Genomic DNA, 24,603 nt, shown 5'->3' on the forward strand with positions numbered 1-24,603 from the left:
GGTAGGTCCGGCGGTCCGCTCTCACGGATTCACGGCCTCACGGTCGGACGAGCCGGCCGGTGACGGCGGCGAGATGGTGGAGCTTCTCCTCGCTCTCGCTGCCGGGCACGGCGGTGAAGACCATCAGCGTCTGGGAGCGCTCGGGGTCCAGCAGGCTCTGGCCGTGCAGCTCCAGGGTGCCCACCTGGGGGTGCTCGATGCGTTTGGGCGGGCAGGAGGGGCTCATGACGGGGTGCTCCCGCCAGATCGCGGCGAACTCCTCGCTGGCCGAGAGCAGGGCGTCGACCAGGACGGCGGTGCGCGGGTCGCCGCTCCCCCGGGTGGCGGCCTCACGGAGCCGGGCCGCGAGGGCGTGGCCGTGCGCGGCGTGGTCGGCCTCGGGGTGGCGCAGCCGGGCGGCCGGGTCGGTGAACCAGCGGTAGGCCAGGCTGCGGGCCAGTCCCGTACGGCCCATGTCGTCACCGAGGAGCGAGACCGCGAGCCGGTTCTGTCCGAGCGTCTCGCCGAGGTGGTTCATCACCTGGGCGGGGCTGTCGTCGAGGCGGTCGAGGATCCGCAGCATGCCGGAGGCGATCCGGTCGTGGGTCACCCGTGGTGGTACGGCGTACCCGGCCAGCCGGAAGAGATGATCGCGTTCGTCCGGGGACAGCCGCAGGCCCCGGGCGATGGCGGTGAGCATCTGCTCGGACGGGTGGGGGCCGCGCTGCTGCTCGATCCGGCTGTAGTAGTCGGCCGACATGCTGGCCAGCGTGGCGACCTCCTCACGGCGCAGCCCGCCGGTGCGCCGCCGGCGCCCTCGGGGAAAGCCGACGTCCTCGGGTTGCAGCGCCTCCCGGCGGGTGCGCAGGAAGTCGGCGAGTGCGGCCCGGTTCATACGGCCACGCTCCTCTCGGTGCGGTCGGACGGCTCGGCTCTCCGTGCGGCCGGACCGCTCGGTGCGGCCGGACGGCGGATACGGGCGTGACAGCGGCGCCGCGCCTCGGCCGGGGCCCGTGACATCTCGGCCGGGGCCCGTGACATCAAGCGTCGCAGACGCGCGCGGCACCGTGAGGTCCGCGTCGGGACCGCCCGGGTGTGGCCTGGATCACCGGACCGGTTGTCCCTGGTTGCGGCCGTACGGTCTTGCCACGCTGGCGCCATGAACAGCATCAACGGCACGGACAGCGCGACCGCCTTCACCTACCCCTCCCCCGCCCACTGGATCGACGGCCGGTCCGTCCCCGGCACCGGCGCCACGATCGAGGTGGTGAACCCGGCCACCGGCGCGGTCGTCGCCTCCGTGGCGGCCGGCACCGCCGCCGACGTGGACCGGGCCGTCGCCGCCGCGACGGCCGCCCTCCCCGCCTGGGCCGCGACCACCCCCGCCGAGCGGGCGGCGGTCCTGTGGCGGGTCTCCGAGGGGCTGAAGAGCCGTACGGAAGAGATCGCGGCCACCATCACCGCCGAGATGGGCGCGCCGATCCAGCTCTCCCGCTTCGCCCAGGCCGGCCTGCCGATCGCGGTGACCGAGGCCGTCGCCGGGCTCGCCGCGGACTTCCCCTGGACGGAGGAGATCGGCAATTCGCTGATCGTGCGCGAGCCGGTCGGTGTCGTCGGCGCGATCACGCCCTGGAACTTCCCGCTCCAGCAGACCGTCACCAAGGTGGTGCCCGCCCTGCTGGCCGGCAACACCGTGGTCCTCAAGCCGTCCGAGGTGGCGCCGCTGAGCGCGCGCGTCCTGGCCGAGGTGGCCGCCGAGGCGGGGCTTCCGGCCGGTGTGTTCAATGTCGTCAACGGCACCGGCCCGGTCGTCGGTGAGGCGATCGCCGCGCATCCCGGTGTCGACATGGTGTCCTTCACCGGCTCGACCCGGGCCGGCCGGCGCGTCTCGGCCGTGGCCTCGGAGACGGTCAAGCGGGTCGCCCTGGAGCTGGGCGGCAAGTCCGCCAATGTGATCCTCGGTGACGCCGATCTCGTCCAGGCCGTCACGCTCGGGGTGTCCCACGCCTGGATCAACAGCGGCCAGGTCTGCGGCGCGTGGAGCCGGATGCTGGTCCCGGCCTCCCGGCACGACGAGATCGTCGAGATGGCCCTCGCCGCCGCCGCGGAGTACACCGTCGGTGATCCGACGGACGAGAGCACCCGGCTCGGCCCGCTGGTCTCCGAGGCCCAGCGGCTGCGGGTCACCGGCTATGTCGAGCGGGGGATCGCGGACGGCGCCACGCTGGTGACCGGCGGGCCCGGGAAGCCCGAGGGGCTGGAGTCCGGCGCCTATGCACGGCCGACGATCTTCGCGAACGTCGATCCCGGGGCCGTGATCGCGCAGGAGGAGATCTTCGGTCCGGTGCTGTCGGTGATCCCGTACGCCGACGAGGACCAGGCCGTCGAGATCGCCAACAGCACGGTGTACGGGCTGAACGGCGCGGTGTTCGGTGAGCGGGAGCACGCGCTCGCTGTCGCCGGACGGCTGCGGGCGGGCCAGATCGATGTGAACGGGGCCCAGTTCAACCCGCTCGCCCCCTTCGGCGGGTACAAGCAGTCCGGCAACGGCCGGGAGATGGGGGCCTTCGGCGTGGCGGAGTTCCTGGAGGTCAAGTCCATCCAGCGGTGACCGTCCCCCGCGCGCCGGACACCCGCGCCCGCACACGCGGGTCCAGGCACCCGCGTACGGACCCCCGGGCCGGACACATGGCGGTGGCCCGCACCCCCGTCGAGGGGTGCGGGCCACCGTTCTTCCCGCGGCTCCCGGGAGTTCGGGGTCAGTCCGTGAGGTAGTTCTGGAGGCCCGGGACGGTGAGCGTGCCGCCGAACTGGCCCGCCTGGGTCACCTCGGCCTCCGTGAAGAAGGCGAAGGGGACATTCAGCGGGGGCGGCGTCTGCGGGCTGAAGGTGATGGGGATGAGACCGAAGAGGTTGCCCGTCAGCTTCTCGGTGTACATCGTCACCTCGCCGTCGCGGATCGTGGACGTGGAGCCCTGGCGGGCCTTCACATGGGCCGTCCTGCCCTCGGGGTAGACCACGGTCTGGTGCAGGTTCCCGATGTCCACCGACGACGCGGTGAACTTGAGCGCCTTCTTGACCTTGCCGCTGCCGGTCCTCACCTCCACGATGCCGTGGTAGTCGAGCCCGCGCAGCGTCAGCAGGGAACTGTGCAGTGTCCAGGGGTCGTCCGGGAGCAGCGGGATGCCCGGCTCCTCCTCGGCCGCGGCGAGGGCCTCGGGGTCGGCGGTCGGGCAGGGGAAGGGTTCCTTGCCGTCCGCGCCCGCCGGGATGTCCCCGTCCTCGCGGGTGCCGAGCCCCTTGGCGTCGTCGTCCAGCTCCTCGACCGTGACGCCCGCCCGGCCGGCCGCCTCCCTGATGGCGTCCTCGGCGCCGGCCGCGGCGCCGCTCCCCGGGCCGTCCGGCCGCTGTGTCTTCTCCGGTTCCGGTTCCGGCTTCGGCGTGGGCTCGGAGGACGGTCCGGCGCCCGGCTTCTGCGGGGTGGCCGAGGGGCTCGGCGCCGGGGTGGCCGGTGCCTCCTTGCCGGGGATGCCGAGGAGGTCGCCGAGCGCGTCCCCCAGTCCCAGCGGGTCCAGCGGGTTCCTGGGCTTCGCCGGGTCCTGTGCCGTCCCGGACCCGGGAGCCGAGGGAGCCTTCGGCGCGGTGGCGTCCCCGGACTCCGGGGCCTTCGTGCCCTGTCCGCCCGCGGCCGGGGTCTTCGACGATCCCGGCTCCGGTGCCAACGGGGCCGACGGTGACTCGCCGGGAGACGGCGACTCGCCGGGGGACGGTGCCTGCGAGGGCGACCCCGAGGCCGATTCCGACGGCGAGGGCGACGGCGAACCGGACGGGTCCGGATCGTCCGAGCGCGTCACGCACGGCCCCGGCGCGAAGGGGATGTCCTTGCTGTCGTCGGCCAGCGCGAGCCGGGGCGTGAGCCCCATCCCCACGAAGACCGCCGTCGGCATGGCCGCGAGCGCCATCGCCTTGCCGGCGGGTATGTGCAGCTTGGTCAGGAGCGATTTCCTCGGGGCCGCGTGGCGCGGCCCTCTCTTCACCCGGGATTCATCGCCTCCGGCCGCGATCCGCTGCGTTTCCTCACCCCGCACTGTTCCTCCCGCCGTTGGCCTGGGCAGTCGTTTCCGTCACGTTCGGGTCCTCCCCGTCGCGCGGTACGGGGAAGGGGTCACCGGCCCTGTCGGGTTCCGGTGCCTGGTGGGGGATGTCGTAATCGGCGGCCGGCCGGGGCGGTTTGCCGGGTACCCAGGAGATGGAGAGCGCGCCGCCGAGCAGGGCGAGAAGGAAGCCCAGAAGAAAGCCGCCGATGTTGGAGACCGGAATCGACACCAGCGCCAGCAGAATGGCGGCGACACCGGCGAAGACCCTGACGATGCTGTGGAACCACATGGTCAGGCCCAGGGTCACCAGCAGTACGCCGATGATCAGCGAACCCGCCCCGGCCGTGGTGGACATGGCCAGCGTGAGATTGCCGAGATGAAGCTGGGCGTAGGGGAAGTAGGCGATCGGCAGACCACCGAGAAGAGTGAACAGGCCCGCCCAGAACGGCCGGCTGCCCCGCCAGGCGCGGAACCGGGACCGCCAGTAGGTGAATCCGCGGGAACCTGTGGACTCGGCGCTCATGGAAAACAGCTCCCTGGAATGCGGTATTGCGAAAGAAGACAGGGGGCCGGACGGACCGGACAGTCCGGGGACCGTACGGCCCGTCCGAGGTGAGTGCCCAGGCCGTGTCTCAGAAGTCCCGTCCACCCCGCGGTGCGCGGTACGCACGCCCACCGCGCCGCCGGGAGCCGCCCGAGTACGTGCGGTACGCGGGCGGCCCTCCGCCGTGCGGTGCGCGCGCCGCGGTGACCTCAGCCGCCGCGCGGCGGCCACGGGGCCCGCCCTGCGGGCGGACGACGCTCCTTCCGGAACACGACCTAGTAGCACTCGTACTTCTTGGGGTCACCGACCTTGAGCCGCAGGCTCAGGTCCGGGAGCTTGAACGTGCCCGCGGTGGTGGCCCAGGCCGTCTGCTCCACGCCGGTCAGCGTGGCGGTCTCGGCCTGCTGGGCGAAGCCGAACGGGTTCGCCTTCGTTCCCTTCTGAATACCGGGCGACTTGTTCTGACCGGCCGCGACACCGATGTCGATGTTCTCGAACACCGCGTCCGCGTCGAGCGACTCGACATCGAGGTAGAGGTTCTGCGCCTCGATGTCCGTGCCCTTGTTGCCGGCGTTCAGCACCAGCGTCACGCTCGTGTTGAGCAGAGGCAGCGGGGTGACCACGGACTGGCACATGTTCGTGATCTCGGCCGACTTGAACCCGGAGACGGCCACCGGGTGGACGGCCTTGTTGCCTTCGAGATCGGTTCCCTCGGCGACACCGCCGTACTGGACGAAGTCGTGACCGACCAGCTTGTCGGCCCTTACCTTGAAGCTCTGGCCGGACACGCTGAACGAGGCCGCCAGCGCCCCCTGTGCCAGAGCGACACCTATCGCTGCCGTCGCGGCCACGCTCGGCACCATGACGACCGCGAACCGCTTCCATCTGGTCCCGCCACGCACTTGGGACTCCATGAATTTCCTCCTTCTCGGACGTACATCTCCGGATCGGGTGGGAGCCCGTCCTGGGATGGGAGAAGTGCTACGTCCTCGGGAAGGAGAGCGCCTGTCCCAAAGGCGCGAACCGCGCCCGGAACCACCGGCGATCACCCCCGAGCGACAACCACTGGCCACGCCTTCGCGCAACCTCTGGACAGGCCCTGCCGGTAGGCAGGAACCCCCCTGTCCGGCCCGGCGGCGCTGCCGCCGGTCCGCCCGGTGGGGACCCAGTCCCGACGGCGCGACTGGTTGCCGTGCTGGTGCGGAACTGGACCGAGCGTCGCCGATCGTGGTCCATTCACGGCCGTCACACAAGGGGGTTCGTTACTGGCTAGTAACGGCCCGATAACCGGCCGTCGACCCGGCGGTGCCGGGCGGCCACACAGGGTGCCTCCCCCAGGTGCGGCAGAACCGGCGAAGGCCCCCCATAGCCGGACAGAACAAGGGGGGCGATTTACTGCGAGTAACAGCGGCCGCTTTTACCAAGATTTGGTAAAGCGCGGCCGTTGTCGCCGTACTGCCGCCGCGTCCGCGCGGTGCGGCACCAGGGGCCGCGCCTCAGGTGCCGCGCCCCGGACGGAGACCGGGGGAACCGTCAGAAGAGCACTCTCGCAAGCGCCGAACGCGCCGCCGTCACACGGGGATCGTCCCCGCCGATCACCTCGAAGAGATGGAGCAGCCGGACCCGCGCCGTCTCGCGGTCGTCGCCGAACGTACGGCGCACGGTCTCGACGAGCCGCCCGAAGGCGTCCTCCACATGGCCGCCGACCAGATCGAGATCGGCCGCGTCGAGCTGCGCCCGGACGTCCTCGGGCCGCTCCGCCGCGTCCTTGCGCACCGCCGCCTGGTCCATGTCCCGCACCCGGCCGAGCAGTTCGGCCTGGGCGAGGCCCAGCTTGGCCTCCGTATTGCCGGGGTCGTCGGAGAGCACATTGCGGTACGCCTGCGCCGCGCCGGCGAAGTCATTGGCGTCCAGCGCCTGTACGGCCGCCTCCAGCAGCGCGTCGTCGGGCCCGGCCGGGACGACGGTCTCCGCCGGGGCCTCCCCGTCCGCGCCCGGGTCGACCGCGATGCCGGTCAGCCCGAAGCGCTCCTCCCCGACCTGGATCAACTGGTCGAGCGTCCCGCGGATCTGGGCTTCCGGGGCCGCGCCCTGGAAGAGCGGCAGCGCCTGGCCGGCCACCACCGCGAAGACCGCGGGGATGCCCTGGATCCCGAACTGCTGCATCAGCATCTGATTGGCGTCGACATCGATCTTGGCGAGGACGAACCGGCCGTTGTACTCCCGGGCCAGCCGCTCCAGCACCGGACTGAGCTGCTTGCACGGCTCGCACCACTCGGCCCAGAAGTCGATGACGACCGGGACCTCCGTGGAACGCTGGAGGACATCGCGCTCGAAGCCCGCCTCATCGACGTCGATCACCAGACTGGACGGGGCTACGGCGCCGACGCCCCCATGGCGGGCCGCCTCGGCGCGGGCCTGCTCCGCCTTCGCCTTGGCCTCGTTGGCCGCCTTCACCGCGGCGAGGTCGACGACGCCGCTCATGGACATGTTCCTAGGCTGCATGAGTACATCCTCCCCCCTCCGCGCGTACTTCAGAAAAGCGGTGCGTACACCGCGGTTCGGCAGGGGGTCCCCACCCCGTGCCGTGTGGTTGCCGTCGCGGGCCTGTCACCGGCTTTCGCTACGGCTCGTAGCGTAACTCCGCCGCCCGGGACCCAGGGGAGATCTGTCCGGTGAACTGGCTCACAACACCTCCTCCACCGGCCGGTATGGTCGCCGCCATGTGCAGCCACAGCCGTCCCGCCGGCGCGCGTACCCCCCGGACGGGCCGCCCCCGCAGCGCCCAGGCCGACGCGGCGATCCTGGAGGCGACCAGGGCCGCCCTGGTGGAGCGGGGCTGGCCCGGACTGACGATGGGCGATGTGGCGAGCCGGGCGGGCGTCGCCAAGACCACGCTCTACCGGCGCTGGCCGGGCAAGAGCGAGCTGGTGGTGGACGCGGTCGCGGCCCTCTTCGACGAGCTCGAACTCCCCGAGTCGGACAGTCTGGCCACCGACATCGAGGGCGTCGTGCTCCAGTTCGCCGCGCTGCTGGAGCGGCCGGAGGCCAGGACCGCGCTGATGGCGGTGGTCGCCGAGTCCACCAGGGACGAGGCGCTGCGGCGGCGCATCCGGACCTCGATCGTCGACCGCCAGAAACGGCTGGTGCTCCTGGGACGCGAGCGCGCCCAGGCCCGGGGCGAACTCCCCCGTGAACCGGACACCGCGACGGCCGCCAGGACCGCGGACCTGATCTTCGACGTGATCGCCGGCGCGGTGGTCCACCGCGCCCTGGTCAGCGCGGAACCGGTCGACCGGCAGTGGGCGCGCGCCTTCACGGCCCTGCTGCTGGGCGGTCTGTCCGCCGTCGGCGCCTCACCCTGACGGGTGCGTGCCCAGGGGCACTCAGGGTGACGACGGTGACCAGGGCGCGCGGGCGGGGGTCACCGGGCCAGACGGCCCAGCAGGGACGAGGCGGCCGTGATGCCCACGAGCGCCGCGAACGCCAGCACGCCGAAGTCGAGCAGAAGATGGGACGGCGAACCGAGCAGCAGCCCGCGCAGGGCGTCCACCTGGTAGGTCAGTGGATTGATCTTGCTGATCACCTGGAGCCAGCCGGGCATGATCGCCACCGGGTAGAGCGCGTTCGACGCGAAGAACAGCGGCATGGTGATGGCCTGCCCGATGCCCATCAGCCGGTCACGGGTCAGCACGATCCCCGCGATCGTCATCGACAGACACGAGAAGAAGGCCGAGCCGAGCACCACCGCGACCGCGACGCCGAGCAGCTTCAGCGGGTTCCAGGTCAGCCCCACCCCGAGGGCCGCCGCGATGACGATCACCACGACGGCCTGGACCAGCGCCTTCACCCCGGAGGCGAAGGCCTTGCCGCTGATCAGGGCGGCTCTCGGGGTGGGGGTGACCAGGAGCTTGGTCAGGATGCCCGCGTCCCGCTCCCAGATGATCATGATCCCGTAGAAGATCGCGATGAACATCGCGGACTGGGCGATGATGCCGGGCGCGAGAAAGTCGATGTACGGGATGCCTCCGGTCGGGATGGCCTTGATCCGGGTGAAGGTCTCACCGAAGATCAGCAGCCACAGCGCGGGCTGTACGGCCCGGGTGTACAGCTCGGTCCTGTCGTGGCGCAGCTTCTGGAGCTCCACCACACACATCGCCATGACCCTGGCGGGCAGCACCCGCCAGCCGGTACGGGCGCGCGGCGGCTGGAGCAGCAGATCCAGCGGGCCGGGTCCCGCGCCCTCAGCCGACCCGGGACGCCGTACGGCGCGTGCTCCTGACATCGCGGAAGTCGCCTCCCTCCTCGTCCAGGCCCCGGCCCGCCACATCGCGGAAGACGTCCTCCAGCGTCGGCACGGCGTCCTCGCGCGCGGGATCCTTCCCCGCCGCGTCCTTCGCCGCCGGGCCTTTCCCCGCCGCGCCTTTCCCCGCCGCTTCCTTCCCCGCCGCTTCCTTCCCTGCCGGGCTTTTCCCCTTCGGGTCCTTCTCCGTCGCGCCGCCCGAGGCCGTCGCGCCGCCCGAGGCCGCCCGGCGCTCGCGCAGCTCGTTCCTCAGCTCGTCGGCGGTGCCGAGCGCGTGGATCCGGCCGCGGTGCATCAGCCCGACCCGGTCGCAGTACTGCTCGGCCTCGTCCATGTAGTGCGTGGTCACCAGCACGGTCATGCCCGTGGCCCGCCGTACGGCGTTGATGTGGTCCCAGACGCTGGTACGGGCGATCGGGTCCAGACCGATCGTCGGCTCGTCCAGCATCAGCAGCCGGGGCGCGCTGACCAGCGCCTGCGCGAGTTCGAGGCGGCGGATCATGCCACCGGAGTAGGTCTTGGCCAGCCGGTCGGCCGCGCCGGTCAGATCGACGGCCGTCAGCGCCTGCTCGACACGTTCGGCACGCTCGCGGCGCGGGACGTCGAAGACGCGGGCGAACAGCGTCACGTTCTCGCGGCCCGTGAGCGCGGCGTCGGCGGAGAGCTGCTGCGGTACGTATCCGAGCAGACGGCGTACCGCCATCTTCTCCCTGGCCGCGTCGTGCCCGAACACCCGCACCATGCCGGCGGGCACGGGCAGCAGGGTGGTGATGCAGCGGATCGCGGTCGTCTTGCCCGCGCCGTTGGGGCCGAGCAGACCGAAGACCTCACCCGCGCGTACGGAGAGATCGAGGTCGGAGACGGCCTTGGTGTCGCCGAACGCGTAGTCCAGTCCGCGGCAGCTCACGGCCTCGGTGTCGTCACCGGCCGGACCGGTGGTCGTAGCGGGTGTGCCGGTCATGCGCCCTCCACTTCCTCGTGCAGGTTCCTGGCGAGGGTGTGCAGCGCCGGAAGGGCCGCGGCCAGGGCGGCGCGCTCCTCGTCCGTCAGCCGGGCCACCTGCTCGCGCACCAGCGCGGAGCGGCGTGCCTCCCAGTCCGCCAGGCGCGAGGTGGCCGCCTGGGTGGGCAGCAGCAGCGCGGACCGGCGGTCGGACGGATCGGTCTCCCGGCGCAGATATCCGGCCCGGCTGAGCTGGTTGACCAGGGTGGAGACGGAGTTCCCGGCGAGATACAGCTCCCGGGCCGCCGCCGACACCCGGATCCCCGGCCGGGCCGCGACCAGCCGCAGCAGATCGACCTGCGCGCCGCGCAGCGGCGGGGCCGTCATGCCGTCACGCAGCCGCCTGCGGATCATGCGCTGGACTCCCGCCAGCACATCGGCGAGCGACTCGGGGGACTCAAATGTGGTCATATCGCCAGCTTAGCTCTGACTGAGAGGTATCCGCGAAGAGAGGCGCCGGACAGGAGGAGACGCCCCGGACGCGGCGACGGCCGCCCACCCCGCACACGGACGGACGGCCGCCCCCTCACCGGGAGCGGCCGTCCGCGGCCGTCTGCGGCCGTCTGCTTTCTCCGTTCGACAATCTCCGTTCGACAAGCCCTAGAAGCCGGGCGGCTCCGTGTAGGTGCCCCACTCGTCCCGCAGGACGCCGCAGATCTCGCCGAGCGTCGCCTCCGCCCGTACCGCCTCCAGCATCGGGCCGATCATGTTCGAGCCGTCGCGGGCGGCGGCGAGCATGGCCTCCAGGGCCGTACGCACCCGGGCGTCGTCGCGGGCGGCCTTGCGCTCCCCGAGCACCTGGACCTGGTCGCGCTCGACCTCGTGGCTGACCCGCAGGATCTCCAGATCACCGGTCACCGAGCCGTGGTGCACATTGACGCCGACGACCCGCTTGTCGCCCTTCTCCAGCGAGCGCTGGTACTGGAACGCCGACTCGGCGATCTCACCCGTGAACCAGCCGTCCTCGATCCCGCGCAGAATGCCCGAGGTGATGGGACCGATCGGGTGACGTCCGTCCGGGTGGGCACGCAGTCCGCGCTCCTTTATCCGGTCGAAGATCTTCTCGGCGTCCGCCTCGATACGGTCGGTGAGCTGCTCCACGTACCAGGAGCCGCCGAGCGGGTCGGCCACATTGGCCACGCCCGTCTCCTCCATCAGCACCTGCTGCGTACGGAGCGCGATCTCCGCGGCCTGTTCGCTCGGCAGGGCGAGGGTCTCGTCCAGCGCGTTGGTGTGCAGGGAGTTCGTACCGCCGAGCACGGCCGACAGCGCCTCCACCGCCGTCCGTACGACGTTGTTGTACGGCTGCTGCGCGGTGAGCGAGACACCCGCCGTCTGGGTGTGGAAGCGGAGCCACTGCGCCTTGTCGGTCCTCGCCCCGTAGACCTCCTTCATCCAGCGCGCCCAGATCCGGCGGGCCGCGCGGAACTTGGCGATCTCCTCGAAGAAGTCGAGGTGGGCGTCGAAGAAGAAGGAGAGCCCGGGGGCGAAGGTGTCCACGTCCAGACCGCGACTGAGCCCCAGCTCCACATAGCCGAAGCCGTCGGCGAGGGTGTACGCCAGCTCCTGCGCGGCCGTCGCGCCCGCCTCACGGATGTGGTAGCCGGAGACCGAGAGGGGCTTGTACGCGGGGATCGAGCGGGCGCAGTGCTCCATCAGATCACCGATCAGCCGCAGATGCGGCTCCGGCTGGAAGAGCCACTCCTTCTGGGCGATGTACTCCTTGAAGATGTCGGTCTGAAGCGTGCCGTTCAGGACGGCGGGGTCGACGCCCTGGCGCTCCGCCGCGACGAGGTACATGCAGAAGACCGGGACGGCGGGGCCGCTGATCGTCATCGACGTGGTGACATCACCGAGCGGGATGTCACCGAAGAGGATCTCCATGTCGGCGGCCGAGTCGATGGCGACACCGCAGTGGCCGACCTCGCCGAGCGCGCGCGGGTCGTCGGAGTCACGGCCCATGAGCGTGGGCATGTCGAAGGCGACGGAGAGCCCGCCGCCGCCGGCGGCCAGGATCATCTTGTAGCGCTCGTTCGTCTGCTGGGCGTTGCCGAAGCCGGCGAACTGGCGGATGGTCCACGTCCGGCCCCGGTAGCCGGTCGGGTGGAGCCCCCGGGTGAAGGGGTACTCGCCGGGCCAGCCGATCCGCTCGAAGCCCTCGTAGGTGTCACCGGGCCGGGGCCCGTAGACCGGCTCCACCGGGTCACCGGAGAGCGTGGTGAAGTCCGCGTCGCGCTTGCGGGCCTTGTCGTAACGGGCCTGCCAGCGCTGGCGGCCCTCCTCGATCGCGTCGGCGTCCATACGCTCAAATTTACTAGGACGTCCAAGTAAATGTCGATGGCAGCCGCCCGCGCGTTCCTCCACGCGGGCGGAAAGGCGGCCCGGGGTTTACGGGGCCTCGGCGAAGGCGGCGTCCTGCTCCGCGAACTGCGCCTTGACCTCGCGGGTGATCCTCGGCTCGACAAGGAAGGACGCCACCGGGATACAGCCCGCCGCCAGCACCCAGAGCAGCTTGCCGAACGGCCACTTCATCTTGGAGCCCAGGTCGAAGGCGAAGACCACGTACACGATGAAGAGCACACCGTGGATCTGGGAGATGAGCATCGTGTCGCCGGTGTCGAACCCGTACTTCATGACGATCGCCACGGTGAAGACCAGCAGCCATACGGCGGTGACATACGCCATCACCCGGTAGCGGGACAGCACGCTTTGTTTCATGGCGACGAGCGTAACGGGGCGCGACCGGCGATCTTCCGGCGGCCCGCACCCGGCCTCCCCGGCGGCCCGCGCCCCGCCTCCCCGGCCCGGCGGCCCGTACTCCACCGCGGTCCGGCCCCCGACTTCCGGCGGGCCGCCGCCCTCGGCGGGCGGGCTACTCCTCGAAGTCCCGGGCCGCCACGCGCAGCGGGCGCAGCATCGCGAAGATCTCCGCGCACTCCTCCGCGTCGTACGCCCCGAGTCCGAACTCCATCTCCATCAGATCGCGGGTGGCGGCCTCCACCACCTCGCGGCCCTTCTCCGTGATGGAGGCGAGCGTGCCGCGGCCGTCGTTGGGGTTGGGCCGCTTGTCGACCAGCCCCGAGGTCACCAGCCGGTCCACGGTGTTGGTGACGGAGGTCGGATGGACCATGAGCCGCTCGCCGATCTTGGACATGGGCAGCTCCCCCTCCTTGGAGAAGGTGAGCAGCACCAGCGCCTCGTAGCGGGCGAACGTCAGCCCGTACGGCTTGACCACCGCGTCGACCCCGGCCAGCAGGATCTGGTGCGCGCGCATGATCGAGGTGATGGCGCCCATGGCGGGAACGGGACCCCAGCGCCGCTGCCAGTGCTCGTCGGCGCGGGCGATGGGGTCGAAGGGAAGGTTGAGCGGCTTCGGCACGGCATCGACCTTACCCACTGGTCATATAGCGGTCAGCCCCGTCTCGCCCTTCGGTCTCACCGGTCCCGCCGAGGGGGCCCGCGGTGTCGCAGCCCGGCGGAGATGTACCGCTATGTCACGATGAGCCAGCCTTTTCCCTGCCGTTGCAGTCACGCGGCCCGCCACCGTCACGCATCCGCGTCACCGCCACACCCCGTCACCACCGCCGCAACCGTCACCACCTGCCAGCCACCACTCCCCAGTGGTCAGTCGTCGTCCGAGGGGCTGTATGTCCGGCCGCAGACCGCACCGTTCGTACTCACTCACCGCCGCCTTCACCGCCGCCGTCACGACGGTGCTCGCGCTGACGGCCGCCGCCTGCGGCTCGTCCTCCACCGACTCCCGGCGGGACTCCGCCGAGGGACCGGCCGACGGGCAGACCCCCGCGGTCCGCGACGAGGACACGCCGGGCGCCGGGGCGCCGTTCTGGATCGACCCGGAGAGCGACGCCGCCCGCCAGGTCAGACAGTGGGAGAAGGAGGGCCGTAAGGACGACGCGAAGGCCCTCCGGCGGATCTCGGAGCGCGCGGTGGCCGAGTGGCCGGCCGGGGACAACCCCGTTCCCCGGATCAGCAGGGCCGTACGGGGCGCCGCCGCCGGCAGACGGACGGCGGTCTTCGTCGCGTACAACATCCCGCACCGCGACTGCGGCATGTACTCCGCGGGCGGCGCCCCCGACGCCGGGTTCTACCGGGAGTGGATCAACGCCTTCGCGGAGGCCATCGGCGACGCCCCGGCCATCGTGATCCTGGAGCCGGACGCCGTACCGCATCTCGCGGACGGCTGCACCCCGGCGCAGTACCACGACGAGCGGTACGAACTGCTCGCCCAGGCGATCAGCCGGCTGAAGCGGCAGCCGAGGACCACGGTCTATCTCGACGCCGGCAACCCGGCCTGGATCTCCGACCCGGCCAGGATCGCCGAGCCGCTCAAACGGGCCGGGGTCGAGGCGGCCGACGGCTTCTCGCTCAATGTGTCCAACTTCCAGACGAACGACACGGTCAAGGCGTTCGGCACCCGGCTCTCCGGACTGCTGGGCGACGCCCACTTCACCGTCGACACCAGCAGGAACGGCCTCGGACCGCTGTCGGGCGACCGGAACGAGGCCTGGTGCAACCCGCCGGGACGCGCGCTCGGCACCCCGCCCACCACCAACACCGGCAACGAGCTGCTGGACGCGTATCTCTGGATCAAGCGTCCCGGCGAATCCGACGGCCCCTGCCGCGGCGGCCCGGCCGCCGGCACCTGGTGGCCCGACTACGCCCTGGGCCTGGCCCGCAAAGCCAAAGCCTGACGGCCCCCCTTATTTTTGGGGCTCGGTTCGCCTCCGGGGCGCCTCATGTCGATGCCGACAGTCGACCGTGCTCGACCGCTCGTACCTCACGGCCTCCGCGCGCTCTCCCTTTCGGCACCGACGCGCCCCTTCGGCTCACTCGCCGGCGGCCGACAGCAGCCGGAACAGGTCCGCACCCGGGTGCGGTTACTCCACCAGGAGCCACTTGGCTCGGGACGGGGTGCCCGCGCTGTCGGTGACGAAGAGCATGTACCAGCCGGGGGGCACCAGCGCGCGGTCCTTCGGCACCTCCACCGTCACCGTGTTCCCCGTCCTGGTGAGGCCCAGTTCGACCGAGCGCTGCTCGACGTCCGTCGTGTGGGTCACGGCGCTCGGCCGCATCAGCCGCGCCTTGGTGATCCGTTCCGGCTTCGCCGCGCGGAAGGTCGCCCGGCCCTCGCGGTCCGTCCGCCGCGGGCCCTCCCCGAGCGCCGGCCGGTTCTTCTCCGAGGCCCGGTCGCCCTGGAGATAGGGCGGGGTGTAGATCTCCACGCGCTGCTCGAACGTCCCGAGCCTGGTGTTGTCCGCGTCGTCGAAGAGCGGGTCGGAGCCGAAGGTGACCACCCGCCCGTCCGGCAGCAGCAGCGCCTCCGAGTGGTAGTTGCGGCCCACCGTGGGGTCGGCGGCGCGCCGGAAGGAGTTGCTCGCCGGGTCGTAGAACTGCGCCTTGAGGATGTCGCTGGCGCTGCGCCCGCGGTAGTCCGACGAGCCGCCGGTGGTGAACACCGAGTCGTCCGGGAGCAGCACACTGCTGAGATAGCGCGTGCCCTGCGGCAGCCGGGGCCCCTCCACGAAGGCCGGGCTGTCCTTGCTCAGATCGATGATCGCCGTGCGCGGCGTGGACAGGGACGACTCGCCGACGCCCCCGCCGCCCAGGAGCATCACCCGCTGGTCCTGGACCGGCGGCAGCATCAGCGACGCCGAGGTCTCGGTCCTGTCGCTGTCGGTCAGTCCGTCGACCGTGGTGAAGGTGTTCGTCCTGGGGTCCCACAGGCCCGGTTCCCGGCCCTTGTCGGCGGGCCCGTACCCCGCGTTGGAGCCGGAGTAGAAGAGCTTTCCGCCCTTGGTCAGAAAGAGCGCGGGGTAGGTCGGGAAGTACCGGCTGGGGCCCTTGGACCACTTCTTGGTCTTCGGGTCGTACAGCTCGTTGTCGCCGGTGAGCACCGCGCCCACATCGTCCAGCCCGGAGACGGCGAGCACCCGGCCGTCGTCCAGGGTCACCAGCGTGGGATACCAGCGGGCCTGCTTCATCGGGTCGACGGGTACGTACTTCTCGGCCGTCGGGTCGAACTCGTACGCGGATCTGATGCCCTGAAAGTCCTGCTTCTCCGTGGTGAGTTTCTGCGCCAGACCGTAGAGGTTGTCCGCGTCCTTGCCCCGGAGGCCGACGATCTCGTACTGCGCGGCCTGGGTGGTGAGCGCCCGCGGGCCCTCCTCGACCGCCTCCACGAAGACCCGTGCCTCACCGGCCGTGACCTTCGTCTTCCAGGGCAGCATCCGGTCGCCCTCGCCGTATCCGACCTTGAGCTGCTTCGTCGCCCTCGGCACGGTGACATCGGTGGTGCTGACGTACTCGACGCCCGAGGGGGAACGGAAGCGCGTGCCCTTCCTGAACGTGTAGGAGCGGTCCGGGTTCTCGTTCTTGACCCGCATACCGCCGCCCGCCCGGCGTATCTTCCCGTCGAGCACCTCGTACCGCGCCGTACCGCCCGCCACCAGCAGCCGTCCGTCGGGGAGCTGGGCGTGGCCCGAGCAGAAGAAGTCCTCGGGCGTGGGGATCTTCCGGAAGCTGTCGTCGGCCGGGTTCCAGAGGATCGTGTCGAACGATCCCTCGTCGAACTTCTTCTGGTTGTTGCCGGAGCCCGCGATGATCAGCACCTTGCCGGTGTGCAGCAGGGCCGCGTGGATCGCGTTCGTACGGAACTCCTCGGGGACGTCGAGCATCGCCCAGGAGCCGTACTGCCGCTTGTAGCCCGGCTGCGCGATCTTGTACGCGTGGTACTTCTCCTGGGCGAAGGAGAAGGCCGCGGGGGCGTTGAGCCCGACGAGCACGACCAGCGCCCCGCCGCCCATCAGCGTCTTCTTGAACTTCTTCGACGGTCTGTCCCCGTAGGAGGCCATGGTTCAGTTCCCTCCGGTCGTCGTCGCGAGCGCGGGCTCAGGCTCCTCTCCCGTTCCTGGGGCGGTCACGGTGACGGCTCCGCCCTCCGCGGCCCGGCGCCCGGCGCTCTCGCGCCAGGTCGTCCAGGCCCAGACACCGACCGGCGCGAGGGCGATGGCCAGGGCCAGCAGGGCCCAGGTGCGCATCGCCGCGTGGGTGTGGTCCAGGAACACCGAGGCGATCAGCGAGACGATCAGGACACCGGCCCAGAAGAGATGGAGCCGGAAGGTCAGCAGCCGGTCGGGGCTGGCGCTGCCGCCCTTGGGGGTGACGACGAAGCCGCCCCGGGTGCGCAGCACGGCCGAGCCGAGCGAGCGGAGGTAGACCGGCGCGGAGAGCGCGGACATCGCCATCCCGGCCAGACCGCCCGAGCCCTCGGGCTCGTGGGGCGAGACATTGTGCCGTCGGTTCCAGAGGTAGAGGCCGATCTGGAGGGCGGCGGCGTCGCTGTAGAGCATCAGCAGCACCGAGGAGGAGACCTGGGTGCCCGAGGCGCCGAGCCAGAGGAAGAGAACGCAGCTCAGGATGCCGAGGAACCAGTTGACCGCGGTCATCGGGTAGTAGACGAGCATCAGCGTGTAGCTGAGCAGCCGGCCGCGCGGCATCCGCAGGGGCGCCTTCCAGTACTGCGTGAAGAGCGTCTCGTACGTGCCCCGGGACCAGCGGAGCTGCTGGGTGAAGAAGTCGGTCCAGGAGGCGGGGCCCTCACCGACGGCGAGGACGTCGGGGGTGTAGACGGAGCGCCAGAACCGGCCGGTACGGGGGTTGAGCCTGCGGTGCAGTTCGAAGCCGGTGGCCATGTCCTCGGTGATCGAGTCGTACAGCCCGCCGATCTGCTTCACCGCCGCGATCCGTACGACATTGTTGGTGCCGACGAACATGGGGGCGTGGTAGCGGTTGCCGGCCCGCTGGATCAGCGCGTGGAAGAGGAACTGCTGCGACTCGGCGGCCTTGGTGACCGGTGAGGTGTAGTTGCCGTAAACCTGGGGGCCGACGACGAAGGCGATGTCCGGATCCCGGAAGTAACCCATCATCCGCTCCAGGAAGTTGGGGAGCGGTACATGGTCGGTGTCGACGGAGGCGAAGAAGTCGTACTCCTCGCCGTGCATCGCGATCCAGGCGTTGTAGTTGCCGTGCTTGGTGCGTGTCCGGTGGGCGCCCTTCCCCTGGTTCCACTCGGGCACCCCGCGACGGGTGAAGTGGCGGACCCCCAGCTCCTCGCAGAGGGCCCTGGCCTCGGAGTCGTCGCCCTCGTCGAGCAGCCAGATGTCGAGCGGGCCGCTGTGGCGCAGCCGTACCGCCCCTTCGAGCGTGGCCCTCGCCATGGAGAGCGGCTCCTTGCCCGGCACGTATGTGGTGAGGAACGCGACCCGGGTGCCCGCCTCGGCGGGCACGGGTATGGGGTCCCTCGCGACCAGGGTGGCATGGGCCACCGAGACGACATTGACCAGCATGAAGAGGGAGATCAGCCCGATCGCGCCGAGCATCACAGCGTCGAAGACGACCAGCCAGTGGTCGCCGCCCTCGCGTTCGGTCCGGTGCGTGGGCCAGACCAGATAGACCAGCAGGACGCCGGAGAGGACCGGGGCCAGGGTCATCAGCAGGACCGCGCGTATGCGGTGCGGTTCCCGGGCGAGAAGACTGTGGTAGCCCACCCGGTACACACCGCTCCTGTCCGGCTCCGTCAGGGGACCGGCCAGGCAACTGAACGTCTCGTAGTCATAGCCGTCGGGCCGCACGGGTGCCTCCAGCGATCGCACGAGGTCGATGTCCCCACAGAACGGGACATTGACCTGCGTGTCGACCGGGGGGCGTCCGTGCGAGCGGTTTTCCGCGCGGGAGGTACCACTGACGGACGCGGGCGGTGGCGCGCGTCCGCCCTTGGGTCCGACACTTCCCTGTTGGGCGGGTGGAGCCGGCGCTCAGGAGGAGAGATGCCGTTCGACGGTCTCGACCTTCGAGGTCAGACCGTCCGTGACGCCCGGTCTGATGTCGGCCTTGAGGACGAGCGAGACGCGCGGCGCGCGTGCCTCGACGGCGGCGACGGCCCGCTTGACCACGTCCATCACCTCGTCCCACTCCCCCTCGACGGAGGTGAACATGGCGTCGGTACGGTTCGGCAGCCCGGATTCGCGGACCACCCGGACGGCGTCGGCCACGTACTCACCGACGTCCTCCCCCACACCCAGGGGGGAGACGGAGAAGGCGACGATCATGCGCTCACCGTACCCTCGCGGCGGGCGCGGGAGGCGATGACCTCGTCCTCGGCGGCGCGCTTGAGCTTGCGCTCGGCGAAGAAGCCGCCGGCCGGCAGGACGGAGAGGACGAAGTAGAGGGCCGCGGTCCCGAAGGACCACTTCGTGCGGTTCCAGGCGTCCAGCCAGAAGACGACGTACACGACGAAGAGCAGACCGTGGACCGCGCCCATCACGGGGACGGCGTTGAAGTCCGTGGTGCGCTTGAGCACCGAGCAGACGAGCAGCAGCAGGAAGGACACGGCCTCGGGCGCGGAGACCAGGCGGAGGCGGTGGAGGGAGGAGGCGGTCTTGATGTCCACGAGGCGGGCACCTTCGTCGTCGGGGGCAACGGGCGGCGCGATCTTGTGAACGCGCGCACAAGCGCCCCCATTGTGGCAGCCCGGTTTTGCCCGACCGTTACCAGGGTGGGACGCGGCCGGGACGGAAAGCCCTGTTCGTCCCCGCCCCGGCCCATTACCTTCGATCCGTGGCTCAGTTCCGACTGCAAGGCAGCAAGGTGCTCGCCGTGGACATGTCCGGCGACGCCGTCAAGGCGAAGAACGGCTCGATGGTCGCCTACGACGGCCATATGGCGTTCAAGAAGATGTCCGGCGGCGGTGAGGGCCTGCGCGGGATGGTGACCCGCCGGCTCACCGGCGAACAGATGACCGTCATGGAGGTGAAGGGCCAGGGCACCTGCTATTTCGCCGACCGCGCGAGTGAGATCAACCTTGTCTCGCTGCACGGCGACAAGCTCTATGTCGAGGCCAGCAATCTGCTCTGCACGGACGCCGGGCTGCGGACCGGCACCACCTTCACCGGGCTGCGCGGCGGGGCGACCGGCAACGGCCTGTTCACCACCACCGTCGAGGGCACGGGCCAGGCGGCGATCGTGTCGGACGGCCCGGCGGTGATCCTGCGGGTGACGCCGCAGTACCCGCTCTCGGTGGACCCCGGCGCCTATATCGCGCACCAGGGCAGCCTCCAGCAGCACTTCCAGGCGGGGGTGACGTTCCGCACGCTCATCGGCGAGGGCGGGGGCGAGGCCTTCCAGATCCGTTTCGAGGGCGACGGGCTCGTCTACGTCCAGCCGAGCGAGCGCAACACGATCGGGGGTGACGTCTGATGCCGTTCCGTGAGATCAACTCGAAGATGGTCGAGGCCACGGTGGTCCCCGGCCAGAAGATGTTCAGCCAGCGCGGCGCGATGCTGGCGTACCGGGGCGAGGTCAGCTTCACCCCCAACACCCAGGGCGGCCAGGGCGGTCTGATGTCGATGATCGGCCGGCGGGTCGCCAACGAGGCGACACCGCTGATGACCGTCGAGGGCAGCGGCACGGTGCTGTTCGGCCACGGCGGCCACCACATCCAGGTCATCGGCCTGTCCGGCGACACCCTCTATGTCGAGGCGGACCGGCTGCTCGCCTTCGACGGGACGCTCCAGCAGGGCACGATGTTCCTGGGCTCGCAGGGCGGGGTCATGGGCATGGTGCGCGGCCAGGTGAGCGGCCAGGGTCTGTTCACCACGACGCTCAAGGGCCATGGCGCGGTCGCCGTCATGGCGCACGGCGGGGTGATCGAGGTGCCGATCTCCCCGGGCAGGAACGTCCATGTGGACCCGCAGGCGTATGTCGCGCACCACGGCGACGTACGGAACAAGCTCTCCACCGCGCTCGGCTGGCGCGACATGGTGGGGCGCGGCTCGGGGGAGGCCTTCCAGCTCGAACTGAGCGGCAGCGGTGCGGTGTACGTCCAGGCGTCGGAGGAGAAGCTGTGAGCGCGCCCGTGATCTTCGACCCGATGACGCTGCCGAGCGACGACAACGTCAACGCGTACACCTTCTGTGTGGAGCTGAAGGGGAGTCAGTGGTTCCTCCAGAAGGGGAAGATGATCGCCTACTACGGGCGGATCGACTTCAACGGGATCGGCCACGGCCGGTTCGAGCGGCTGCTGCGCACGAGCTTCCACTCGCCGCTGCACGCCAGTGACTGGGTGGTGGCGGAGGGCAGCGGGAAGATGCTGCTCGCGGACCGCGCCTTCGACGTCAACTCGTACGACCTGGAGAACGGCAATCTGACGATCCGCTCCGGGAACCTGCTGGCGTACCAGCCCTCGCTGGCGCTGAAGCAGTCGATCGTGCCGGGCTTTCTGACCCTGATCGGTACGGGGAAGTTCGTCGCGGCGTCCAACGGTCCCGTCGTCTTCATGGAACCGCCCATCCGGGTGGATCCGCAGGCCCTGGTGGGGTGGGCGGACTGCCCCTCCCCGTGCCACCACTACGACCACGCCTATATGACCGGGGTGCTGGGCGGACTGCGCGCGATGACGGGTCTCGGGGGCACCTCGGGCGAGGAGCACCAGTTCGAGTTCGTCGGAGCGGGTACGGTGCTGCTCCAGTCGACCGAGACGCTGATGGCCGAGCAGGCGACCGGCGCGGTGCCGCACGAGCCCGGCGTACCGGGCGGCGGCGCTCCCGCGCCCGGGCACTCCGGCCGGCAGGGCGCGACGCCCAGGATGCCGGGGCAGTTCGGAGACCTCCAGCGTCGCTTCGGGCTGTGAGCGGTAGTCTGCGGAGGGTGACGTCGAACGCCTGCGCCCTTCCGCGAGGGCCGGGTGCGCGGCGTCACACCCGGGGGCATCCGTACAGAATTCAACTTCTTAGGTAGAATCCATATATGGAGACCGAGACCGCCACCCGCTGGCTGACCGACGCGGAGCAGTGCGCCTGGCGCACCCATCTCGATGTCAACAAGCTTCTCACGCACCAGTTGGAGAAGGACCTTCAGCCCTTCGGACTGACCATGAACGACTACGAGATCCTGGTGAATCTCTCGGAGTCGGCGGAGCGGCGCATGCGGATGAGTGATCTCGCGGCCACCACGCTCCAGTCCAAGAGCAGGCTCTCCCACCAGATCACCCGGATGGAAGCGGCGGAGCTGGTGCGCAGGGAGCACTGCGAGTCCGACCGGCGCGGGCTCTTCGCCGTACTGACCGACCACGGCATGGAGACCATGCAGAAGGTCGCGCCCCACCATGTGGCGTCCGTGCGCAAGCACTTCATCGATCTGCTGTCGCCCGAGGCGCTGGCGGAGCTGCGGAACTCGCTCACACCCGTCGCGGAACACCTCCGAGGACGCCGCGGCAAACTGTAGGGAAGCTGTAGGGCCGCGGGGCCGACCGCACGGGGGGGGCGGGCGCCTCAGTACCCGGCCGCCGCGGCGTCGTGCGCCGGGGGCATCGCGGTGTCGTGCGCCGGGGGCAGCCGCAGCTCGAACCGGGCCCCGCCCGACGGGGCCCGGCCGACCGTGAGTGTGCCGCCGTGGCGCCGCGCCACATCGCGGGCGATGGCGAGTCCGAGCCCCGCGCCGCCGTCGTCACGGCTGCGGGCGTCGTCGAGACGCACGAACCGTTCGAAGATCCGCTCGCGTTGCGCCTCCGGCACCCCGGAGCCGTCGTCGGCGACCGCGAACACCACCTGACCGTCCGCCCGGTGCACCGAGGCCTCCACCGAACCGCGCGCGTGGCGCTGGGCGTTGTCGAGCAGATTGCCGATCACCCGGGCCAACTGGCCGCGCGAACCGGCGACTTCGATGCCCTGGCCCTGGTCGGCCCCGTCCCCCCGCCGGACGTCGACCGACACCGGGACACGGTCCTGGGTCCGCTGGGAGACCTCCTCGCGCACCAGCGCCGCCAGATCGAGCCGGGTCCGTCCGGGCCGTTCCCCCGCGTCGAGCCGGGCCAGCAGCAGCAGATCGGCGGCGAGCTGCTGAAGCCGTACGGTGTCCGCGACCGCGCCCGGCACATCCAGCAACTCCGGGTGCGCCTCGCCCACTTCGAGCTGGGTGCGCAGGGAGGCGATGGGGCTGCGCAGTTCGTGCGAGGCGTCCGCGACGAAGCGGCGCTGGCGGTCGACGGCCGCCTCCAGCGCGGCGAGCGTCTCGTTGGTCGTACGGGCCAGCCGGGCCACCTCGTCGTGCGCCGCCGGTTCAGGCACCCGCCTGGACAGGTCCTCGGACGCGGTGATGGCCGCCATCTCCCGCCGGATGCCCTCCACGGGCCTGAGCGCCCGCCGGGTCACCAGCCAGGTCACTCCCCCGACGACCAGCAGCAGGACGGGCAGTCCCACCAGCATCGCCACGGCGGCCGTGCCGACCGCGCTCTGCCGGGCGGCCAGTGACGCGCCCGCGTGGACGACGACCGTCACGCCGGAGCCGTCGGTCACCGGCAGGGCGGTGAAACGGTAGTCGCCCGTGCTGCCGTCGACGGTGGCGCTTCCCGAGCCGTGCGCGATGAAGTCGCCGATCTCCCCGACGGCGGGATCGTCGGCGTCACCGGTGTCACCGGCGTCGTCACCGCCGTGGCCGTCCGCGCCGTCGTCGTCCCCGCTGCCGGCCCCCGCGTCGTCGGCGCCGCCGGCCCCCGTCTCGTCGGCGGGCTCGCCGGCCGGCCGCGGGGCAGCGCTCCGTACGGCCCGCACGGCGGACACCCCGGTGCCGCTGATCCGTTCCAGGTCCTCGCCCGCCACGAGCAGCCGGCCGTCCTCGGTGACCACCTGCACCGGATGCTCCTCGGCGTCCGGCAGATCGAGACCCGCGTACGAGGTACGGGCGGGCACCTGGGACGCGATGTCCAGGGCGACCTCGCGCGCCGTGGCGTCGGCCTCCCGGCCCGCCTGGTCCGTGAGGTTCGCGTGGAGCGAGAGGAGGACCGCGATCCCGGCGGCCACGAGCGCGACCGCCACGACGGCCGTCGCCCCGAGGGAGGTCTTGGCCCGTACGGAGCCGAACGGGCGGCCCCGGGCGGGGCCCGGGGCGCTCATGACGCCACCAGCCGGTACCCGGCGCCGCGCACCGTCTGGATGACCGCCGCGCCCAGCTTGCGCCGCAGGGCGCTGATGTAGACCTCGATGATGTTGGGATCGCCGTCGTAGGCGAAGTCCCAGACGTGTTCCAGGATCTGCGGTTTGCCGACCACCTCGCCCGCCCGGACCGCGAGCTGCTCCAGTACGGCGAACTCCTTGGCGGTCAGCGCCACTTCGGTCCCCTCCCGGAAGACCCGCCGGGCCGCCGTGTCGACGGTGAGGCTCCCGGCCCGCAGCACGGGCGAGGCCCCCGCCGCACCGCGCCGCCGCAGCAGCGCCTTGACCCGGGCGACGAGCACGACATACGAGAACGGCTTGGTCAGATAGTCGTCGGCGCCCGTGTCGAGCCCCTCCGCCTCGTCGTACTCGCCGTCCTTCGCCGTGAGCATCAGGATCGGTACCTCGTTGCCGGCGGCGCGCAGGGCGGCGCAGACCCGGTAGCCGTTCATCCCCGGCAGCATGATGTCGAGCACGACCAGGTCGTAGACACCCTCCCCGGCCCGGTGCAGCCCTTCGAGGCCGTCGTGGACGACATCCACGGCGAAGCCCTCGGCGGTGAGGCCCCGGGCCAGTGACACCGCGAGCCGCTTCTCGTCCTCCACGATCAGCAAGCGCATGCCCCCACCTTGCCAAACGGAACCTGAAGATCTCTTCAGGCGGCTTCAGGCT

The 24,603-nt window shown here is 71.0% G+C and carries 24 protein-coding genes; 7 read left to right on the forward strand and 17 right to left on the reverse strand.

All coding sequences use genetic code 11. The features are described 5' to 3' along the window. Positions 1-37: 37 nt before the first annotated feature. A complete protein-coding gene (locus tag ACFYYH_RS11060; protein ID WP_388548752.1) occupies positions 38-874 on the reverse strand; it encodes a helix-turn-helix transcriptional regulator in 837 nt (278 codons plus the stop codon). 264 nt (positions 875-1,138) lie between these two features. Here ACFYYH_RS11060 and ACFYYH_RS11065 point away from each other — a divergent pair, with 264 nt between their 5' ends. After that, positions 1,139-2,590, forward strand: a complete 1,452-nt coding sequence (locus ACFYYH_RS11065; protein WP_388548755.1) for an aldehyde dehydrogenase family protein — start codon at positions 1,139-1,141, stop codon at positions 2,588-2,590. Positions 2,591-2,738: 148 nt separating this feature from the next. Here the strand turns inward: ACFYYH_RS11065 and ACFYYH_RS11070 are convergent, their stop codons facing one another. From ACFYYH_RS11070 to ACFYYH_RS11085, 4 genes are all read right to left on the reverse strand, one after another. Further along, positions 2,739-4,067, reverse strand: coding sequence for a hypothetical protein (locus ACFYYH_RS11070; protein WP_388548758.1), 1,329 nt, complete (start codon positions 4,065-4,067; stop codon positions 2,739-2,741). Continuing rightward, positions 4,057-4,599: a DUF6114 domain-containing protein gene (locus ACFYYH_RS11075; protein ID WP_388548760.1), complete on the reverse strand. Its 543-nt coding sequence runs from the start codon at positions 4,597-4,599 to the stop codon at positions 4,057-4,059. Before ACFYYH_RS11075 ends, ACFYYH_RS11070 begins: the two co-directional genes overlap by 11 nt. Positions 4,600-4,895: 296 nt before the next feature. Then, positions 4,896-5,534, reverse strand: a complete 639-nt coding sequence (locus tag ACFYYH_RS11080; RefSeq protein ID WP_388548762.1) for a DUF6230 family protein — start codon at positions 5,532-5,534, stop codon at positions 4,896-4,898. Between the two features lie 619 nt (positions 5,535-6,153). After that, positions 6,154-7,125: a tetratricopeptide repeat protein gene (locus tag ACFYYH_RS11085; protein ID WP_388548765.1), complete on the reverse strand. Its 972-nt coding sequence runs from the start codon at positions 7,123-7,125 to the stop codon at positions 6,154-6,156. Positions 7,126-7,343: 218 nt separating this feature from the next. Here ACFYYH_RS11085 and ACFYYH_RS11090 point away from each other — a divergent pair, with 218 nt between their 5' ends. Next, positions 7,344-7,985: a TetR/AcrR family transcriptional regulator gene (locus ACFYYH_RS11090; protein ID WP_388548768.1), complete on the forward strand. Its 642-nt coding sequence runs from the start codon at positions 7,344-7,346 to the stop codon at positions 7,983-7,985. Positions 7,986-8,044: 59 nt separating this feature from the next. Here the strand turns inward: ACFYYH_RS11090 and ACFYYH_RS11095 are convergent, their stop codons facing one another. The 6 genes from ACFYYH_RS11095 to ACFYYH_RS11120 all read right to left on the reverse strand — a co-directional run bounded on the left by ACFYYH_RS11095 (position 8,045) and on the right by ACFYYH_RS11120 (position 13,304). Next, positions 8,045-8,905 (reverse strand): ABC transporter permease, encoded by an 861-nt coding sequence (locus ACFYYH_RS11095; protein WP_388548770.1) that lies wholly within the window; start codon positions 8,903-8,905, stop codon positions 8,045-8,047. Further along, positions 8,865-9,884, reverse strand: coding sequence for an ABC transporter ATP-binding protein (locus tag ACFYYH_RS11100; protein WP_388548774.1), 1,020 nt, complete (start codon positions 9,882-9,884; stop codon positions 8,865-8,867). Before ACFYYH_RS11100 ends, ACFYYH_RS11095 begins: the two co-directional genes overlap by 41 nt. Further along, positions 9,881-10,336, reverse strand: coding sequence for a MarR family winged helix-turn-helix transcriptional regulator (locus ACFYYH_RS11105; protein ID WP_388548777.1), 456 nt, complete (start codon positions 10,334-10,336; stop codon positions 9,881-9,883). Before ACFYYH_RS11105 ends, ACFYYH_RS11100 begins: the two co-directional genes overlap by 4 nt. A gap of 189 nt (positions 10,337-10,525) precedes the next feature. Further along, entirely contained in the window at positions 10,526-12,226 is a 1,701-nt protein-coding gene (locus ACFYYH_RS11110) for a methylmalonyl-CoA mutase (RefSeq protein WP_388548779.1), read from the reverse strand. An 87-nt stretch (positions 12,227-12,313) separates the two neighbouring features. Next, entirely contained in the window at positions 12,314-12,643 is a 330-nt protein-coding gene (locus tag ACFYYH_RS11115; RefSeq protein WP_388548782.1) for a DUF3817 domain-containing protein, read from the reverse strand. A 154-nt stretch (positions 12,644-12,797) separates the two neighbouring features. Further along, a complete protein-coding gene (locus ACFYYH_RS11120; RefSeq protein WP_388548785.1) occupies positions 12,798-13,304 on the reverse strand; it encodes a MarR family winged helix-turn-helix transcriptional regulator in 507 nt (168 codons plus the stop codon). Positions 13,305-13,572: 268 nt separating this feature from the next. Here ACFYYH_RS11120 and ACFYYH_RS11125 point away from each other — a divergent pair, with 268 nt between their 5' ends. After that, positions 13,573-14,637 (forward strand): glycoside hydrolase family 6 protein, encoded by a 1,065-nt coding sequence (locus tag ACFYYH_RS11125; RefSeq protein ID WP_388548788.1) that lies wholly within the window; start codon positions 13,573-13,575, stop codon positions 14,635-14,637. A 186-nt stretch (positions 14,638-14,823) separates the two neighbouring features. On the opposite strand, the gene ACFYYH_RS11130 is transcribed toward ACFYYH_RS11125, so the two are convergent. The 4 genes from ACFYYH_RS11130 to ACFYYH_RS11145 form a co-directional block, all read right to left on the reverse strand. Then, entirely contained in the window at positions 14,824-16,797 is a 1,974-nt protein-coding gene (locus ACFYYH_RS11130; protein ID WP_388548790.1) for a galactose oxidase-like domain-containing protein, read from the reverse strand. A gap of 3 nt (positions 16,798-16,800) precedes the next feature. After that, complete coding sequence (locus ACFYYH_RS11135; protein ID WP_388548915.1) at positions 16,801-18,576, reverse strand: glycosyltransferase family 2 protein; 1,776 nt, start codon at positions 18,574-18,576, stop codon at positions 16,801-16,803. A 183-nt stretch (positions 18,577-18,759) separates the two neighbouring features. Further along, positions 18,760-19,053, reverse strand: coding sequence for an MTH1187 family thiamine-binding protein (locus ACFYYH_RS11140; protein ID WP_388548792.1), 294 nt, complete (start codon positions 19,051-19,053; stop codon positions 18,760-18,762). Then, on the reverse strand, positions 19,050-19,394 hold the full coding sequence (locus tag ACFYYH_RS11145; RefSeq protein ID WP_388548795.1) for a DUF3817 domain-containing protein: 345 nt from the start codon (positions 19,392-19,394) through the stop codon (positions 19,050-19,052). The genes ACFYYH_RS11140 and ACFYYH_RS11145 overlap by 4 nt, the downstream gene beginning before the upstream one ends. Positions 19,395-19,561: 167 nt before the next feature. Between ACFYYH_RS11145 and ACFYYH_RS11150 the strand changes: the two genes are divergently transcribed. From ACFYYH_RS11150 to ACFYYH_RS11165, 4 genes are all read left to right on the forward strand, one after another. Continuing rightward, on the forward strand, positions 19,562-20,200 hold the full coding sequence (locus tag ACFYYH_RS11150) for an AIM24 family protein (RefSeq protein ID WP_388548797.1): 639 nt from the start codon (positions 19,562-19,564) through the stop codon (positions 20,198-20,200). After that, positions 20,200-20,850 (forward strand): AIM24 family protein, encoded by a 651-nt coding sequence (locus ACFYYH_RS11155; RefSeq protein WP_388548800.1) that lies wholly within the window; start codon positions 20,200-20,202, stop codon positions 20,848-20,850. The genes ACFYYH_RS11150 and ACFYYH_RS11155 overlap by 1 nt, the downstream gene beginning before the upstream one ends. Then, positions 20,847-21,632, forward strand: coding sequence for an AIM24 family protein (locus ACFYYH_RS11160; protein WP_388548802.1), 786 nt, complete (start codon positions 20,847-20,849; stop codon positions 21,630-21,632). The genes ACFYYH_RS11155 and ACFYYH_RS11160 overlap by 4 nt, the downstream gene beginning before the upstream one ends. A gap of 116 nt (positions 21,633-21,748) precedes the next feature. Next, positions 21,749-22,225 carry a MarR family winged helix-turn-helix transcriptional regulator gene (locus ACFYYH_RS11165; protein ID WP_388548804.1) on the forward strand — a complete coding sequence of 159 codons (477 nt, stop codon included), beginning with the start codon at positions 21,749-21,751 and terminating at the stop codon, positions 22,223-22,225. 47 nt (positions 22,226-22,272) lie between these two features. On the opposite strand, the gene ACFYYH_RS11170 is transcribed toward ACFYYH_RS11165, so the two are convergent. After that, on the reverse strand, positions 22,273-23,892 hold the full coding sequence (locus ACFYYH_RS11170) for an ATP-binding protein (protein ID WP_388548806.1): 1,620 nt from the start codon (positions 23,890-23,892) through the stop codon (positions 22,273-22,275). Continuing rightward, positions 23,889-24,551, reverse strand: a complete 663-nt coding sequence (locus ACFYYH_RS11175) for a response regulator transcription factor (RefSeq protein WP_388548808.1) — start codon at positions 24,549-24,551, stop codon at positions 23,889-23,891. Before ACFYYH_RS11175 ends, ACFYYH_RS11170 begins: the two co-directional genes overlap by 4 nt. Positions 24,552-24,603 lie beyond the last annotated feature (52 nt).

Source organism: Streptomyces sp. NPDC002018 (assembly GCF_042890865.1).
Classification (GTDB): Bacteria; Actinomycetota; Actinomycetes; order Streptomycetales; family Streptomycetaceae; genus Streptomyces.

Coding starts and splice junctions, on each gene's coding strand:
- ACFYYH_RS11060 (WP_388548752.1), bottom strand. CDS start 874: ATGAACCGGGCCGCACTCGCCGACTTCCTGCGCACCCGCCGGGAGGCG.
- ACFYYH_RS11065 (WP_388548755.1), top strand. CDS start 1,139: ATGAACAGCATCAACGGCACGGACAGCGCGACCGCCTTCACCTACCCC.
- ACFYYH_RS11075 (WP_388548760.1), bottom strand. CDS start 4,599: ATGAGCGCCGAGTCCACAGGTTCCCGCGGATTCACCTACTGGCGGTCC.
- ACFYYH_RS11080 (WP_388548762.1), bottom strand. CDS start 5,534: ATGGAGTCCCAAGTGCGTGGCGGGACCAGATGGAAGCGGTTCGCGGTC.
- ACFYYH_RS11085 (WP_388548765.1), bottom strand. CDS start 7,125: ATGCAGCCTAGGAACATGTCCATGAGCGGCGTCGTCGACCTCGCCGCG.
- ACFYYH_RS11090 (WP_388548768.1), top strand. CDS start 7,344: ATGTGCAGCCACAGCCGTCCCGCCGGCGCGCGTACCCCCCGGACGGGC.
- ACFYYH_RS11095 (WP_388548770.1), bottom strand. CDS start 8,905: ATGTCAGGAGCACGCGCCGTACGGCGTCCCGGGTCGGCTGAGGGCGCG.
- ACFYYH_RS11100 (WP_388548774.1), bottom strand. CDS start 9,884: ATGACCGGCACACCCGCTACGACCACCGGTCCGGCCGGTGACGACACC.
- ACFYYH_RS11105 (WP_388548777.1), bottom strand. CDS start 10,336: ATGACCACATTTGAGTCCCCCGAGTCGCTCGCCGATGTGCTGGCGGGA.
- ACFYYH_RS11110 (WP_388548779.1), bottom strand. CDS start 12,226: ATGGACGCCGACGCGATCGAGGAGGGCCGCCAGCGCTGGCAGGCCCGT.
- ACFYYH_RS11115 (WP_388548782.1), bottom strand. CDS start 12,643: ATGAAACAAAGCGTGCTGTCCCGCTACCGGGTGATGGCGTATGTCACC.
- ACFYYH_RS11125 (WP_388548788.1), top strand. CDS start 13,573: ATGTCCGGCCGCAGACCGCACCGTTCGTACTCACTCACCGCCGCCTTC.
- ACFYYH_RS11130 (WP_388548790.1), bottom strand. CDS start 16,797: ATGGCCTCCTACGGGGACAGACCGTCGAAGAAGTTCAAGAAGACGCTG.
- ACFYYH_RS11140 (WP_388548792.1), bottom strand. CDS start 19,053: ATGATCGTCGCCTTCTCCGTCTCCCCCCTGGGTGTGGGGGAGGACGTC.
- ACFYYH_RS11155 (WP_388548800.1), top strand. CDS start 20,200: ATGCCGTTCCGTGAGATCAACTCGAAGATGGTCGAGGCCACGGTGGTC.
- ACFYYH_RS11165 (WP_388548804.1), top strand. CDS start 21,749: ATGGAGACCGAGACCGCCACCCGCTGGCTGACCGACGCGGAGCAGTGC.
- ACFYYH_RS11170 (WP_388548806.1), bottom strand. CDS start 23,892: ATGAGCGCCCCGGGCCCCGCCCGGGGCCGCCCGTTCGGCTCCGTACGG.
- ACFYYH_RS11175 (WP_388548808.1), bottom strand. CDS start 24,551: ATGCGCTTGCTGATCGTGGAGGACGAGAAGCGGCTCGCGGTGTCACTG.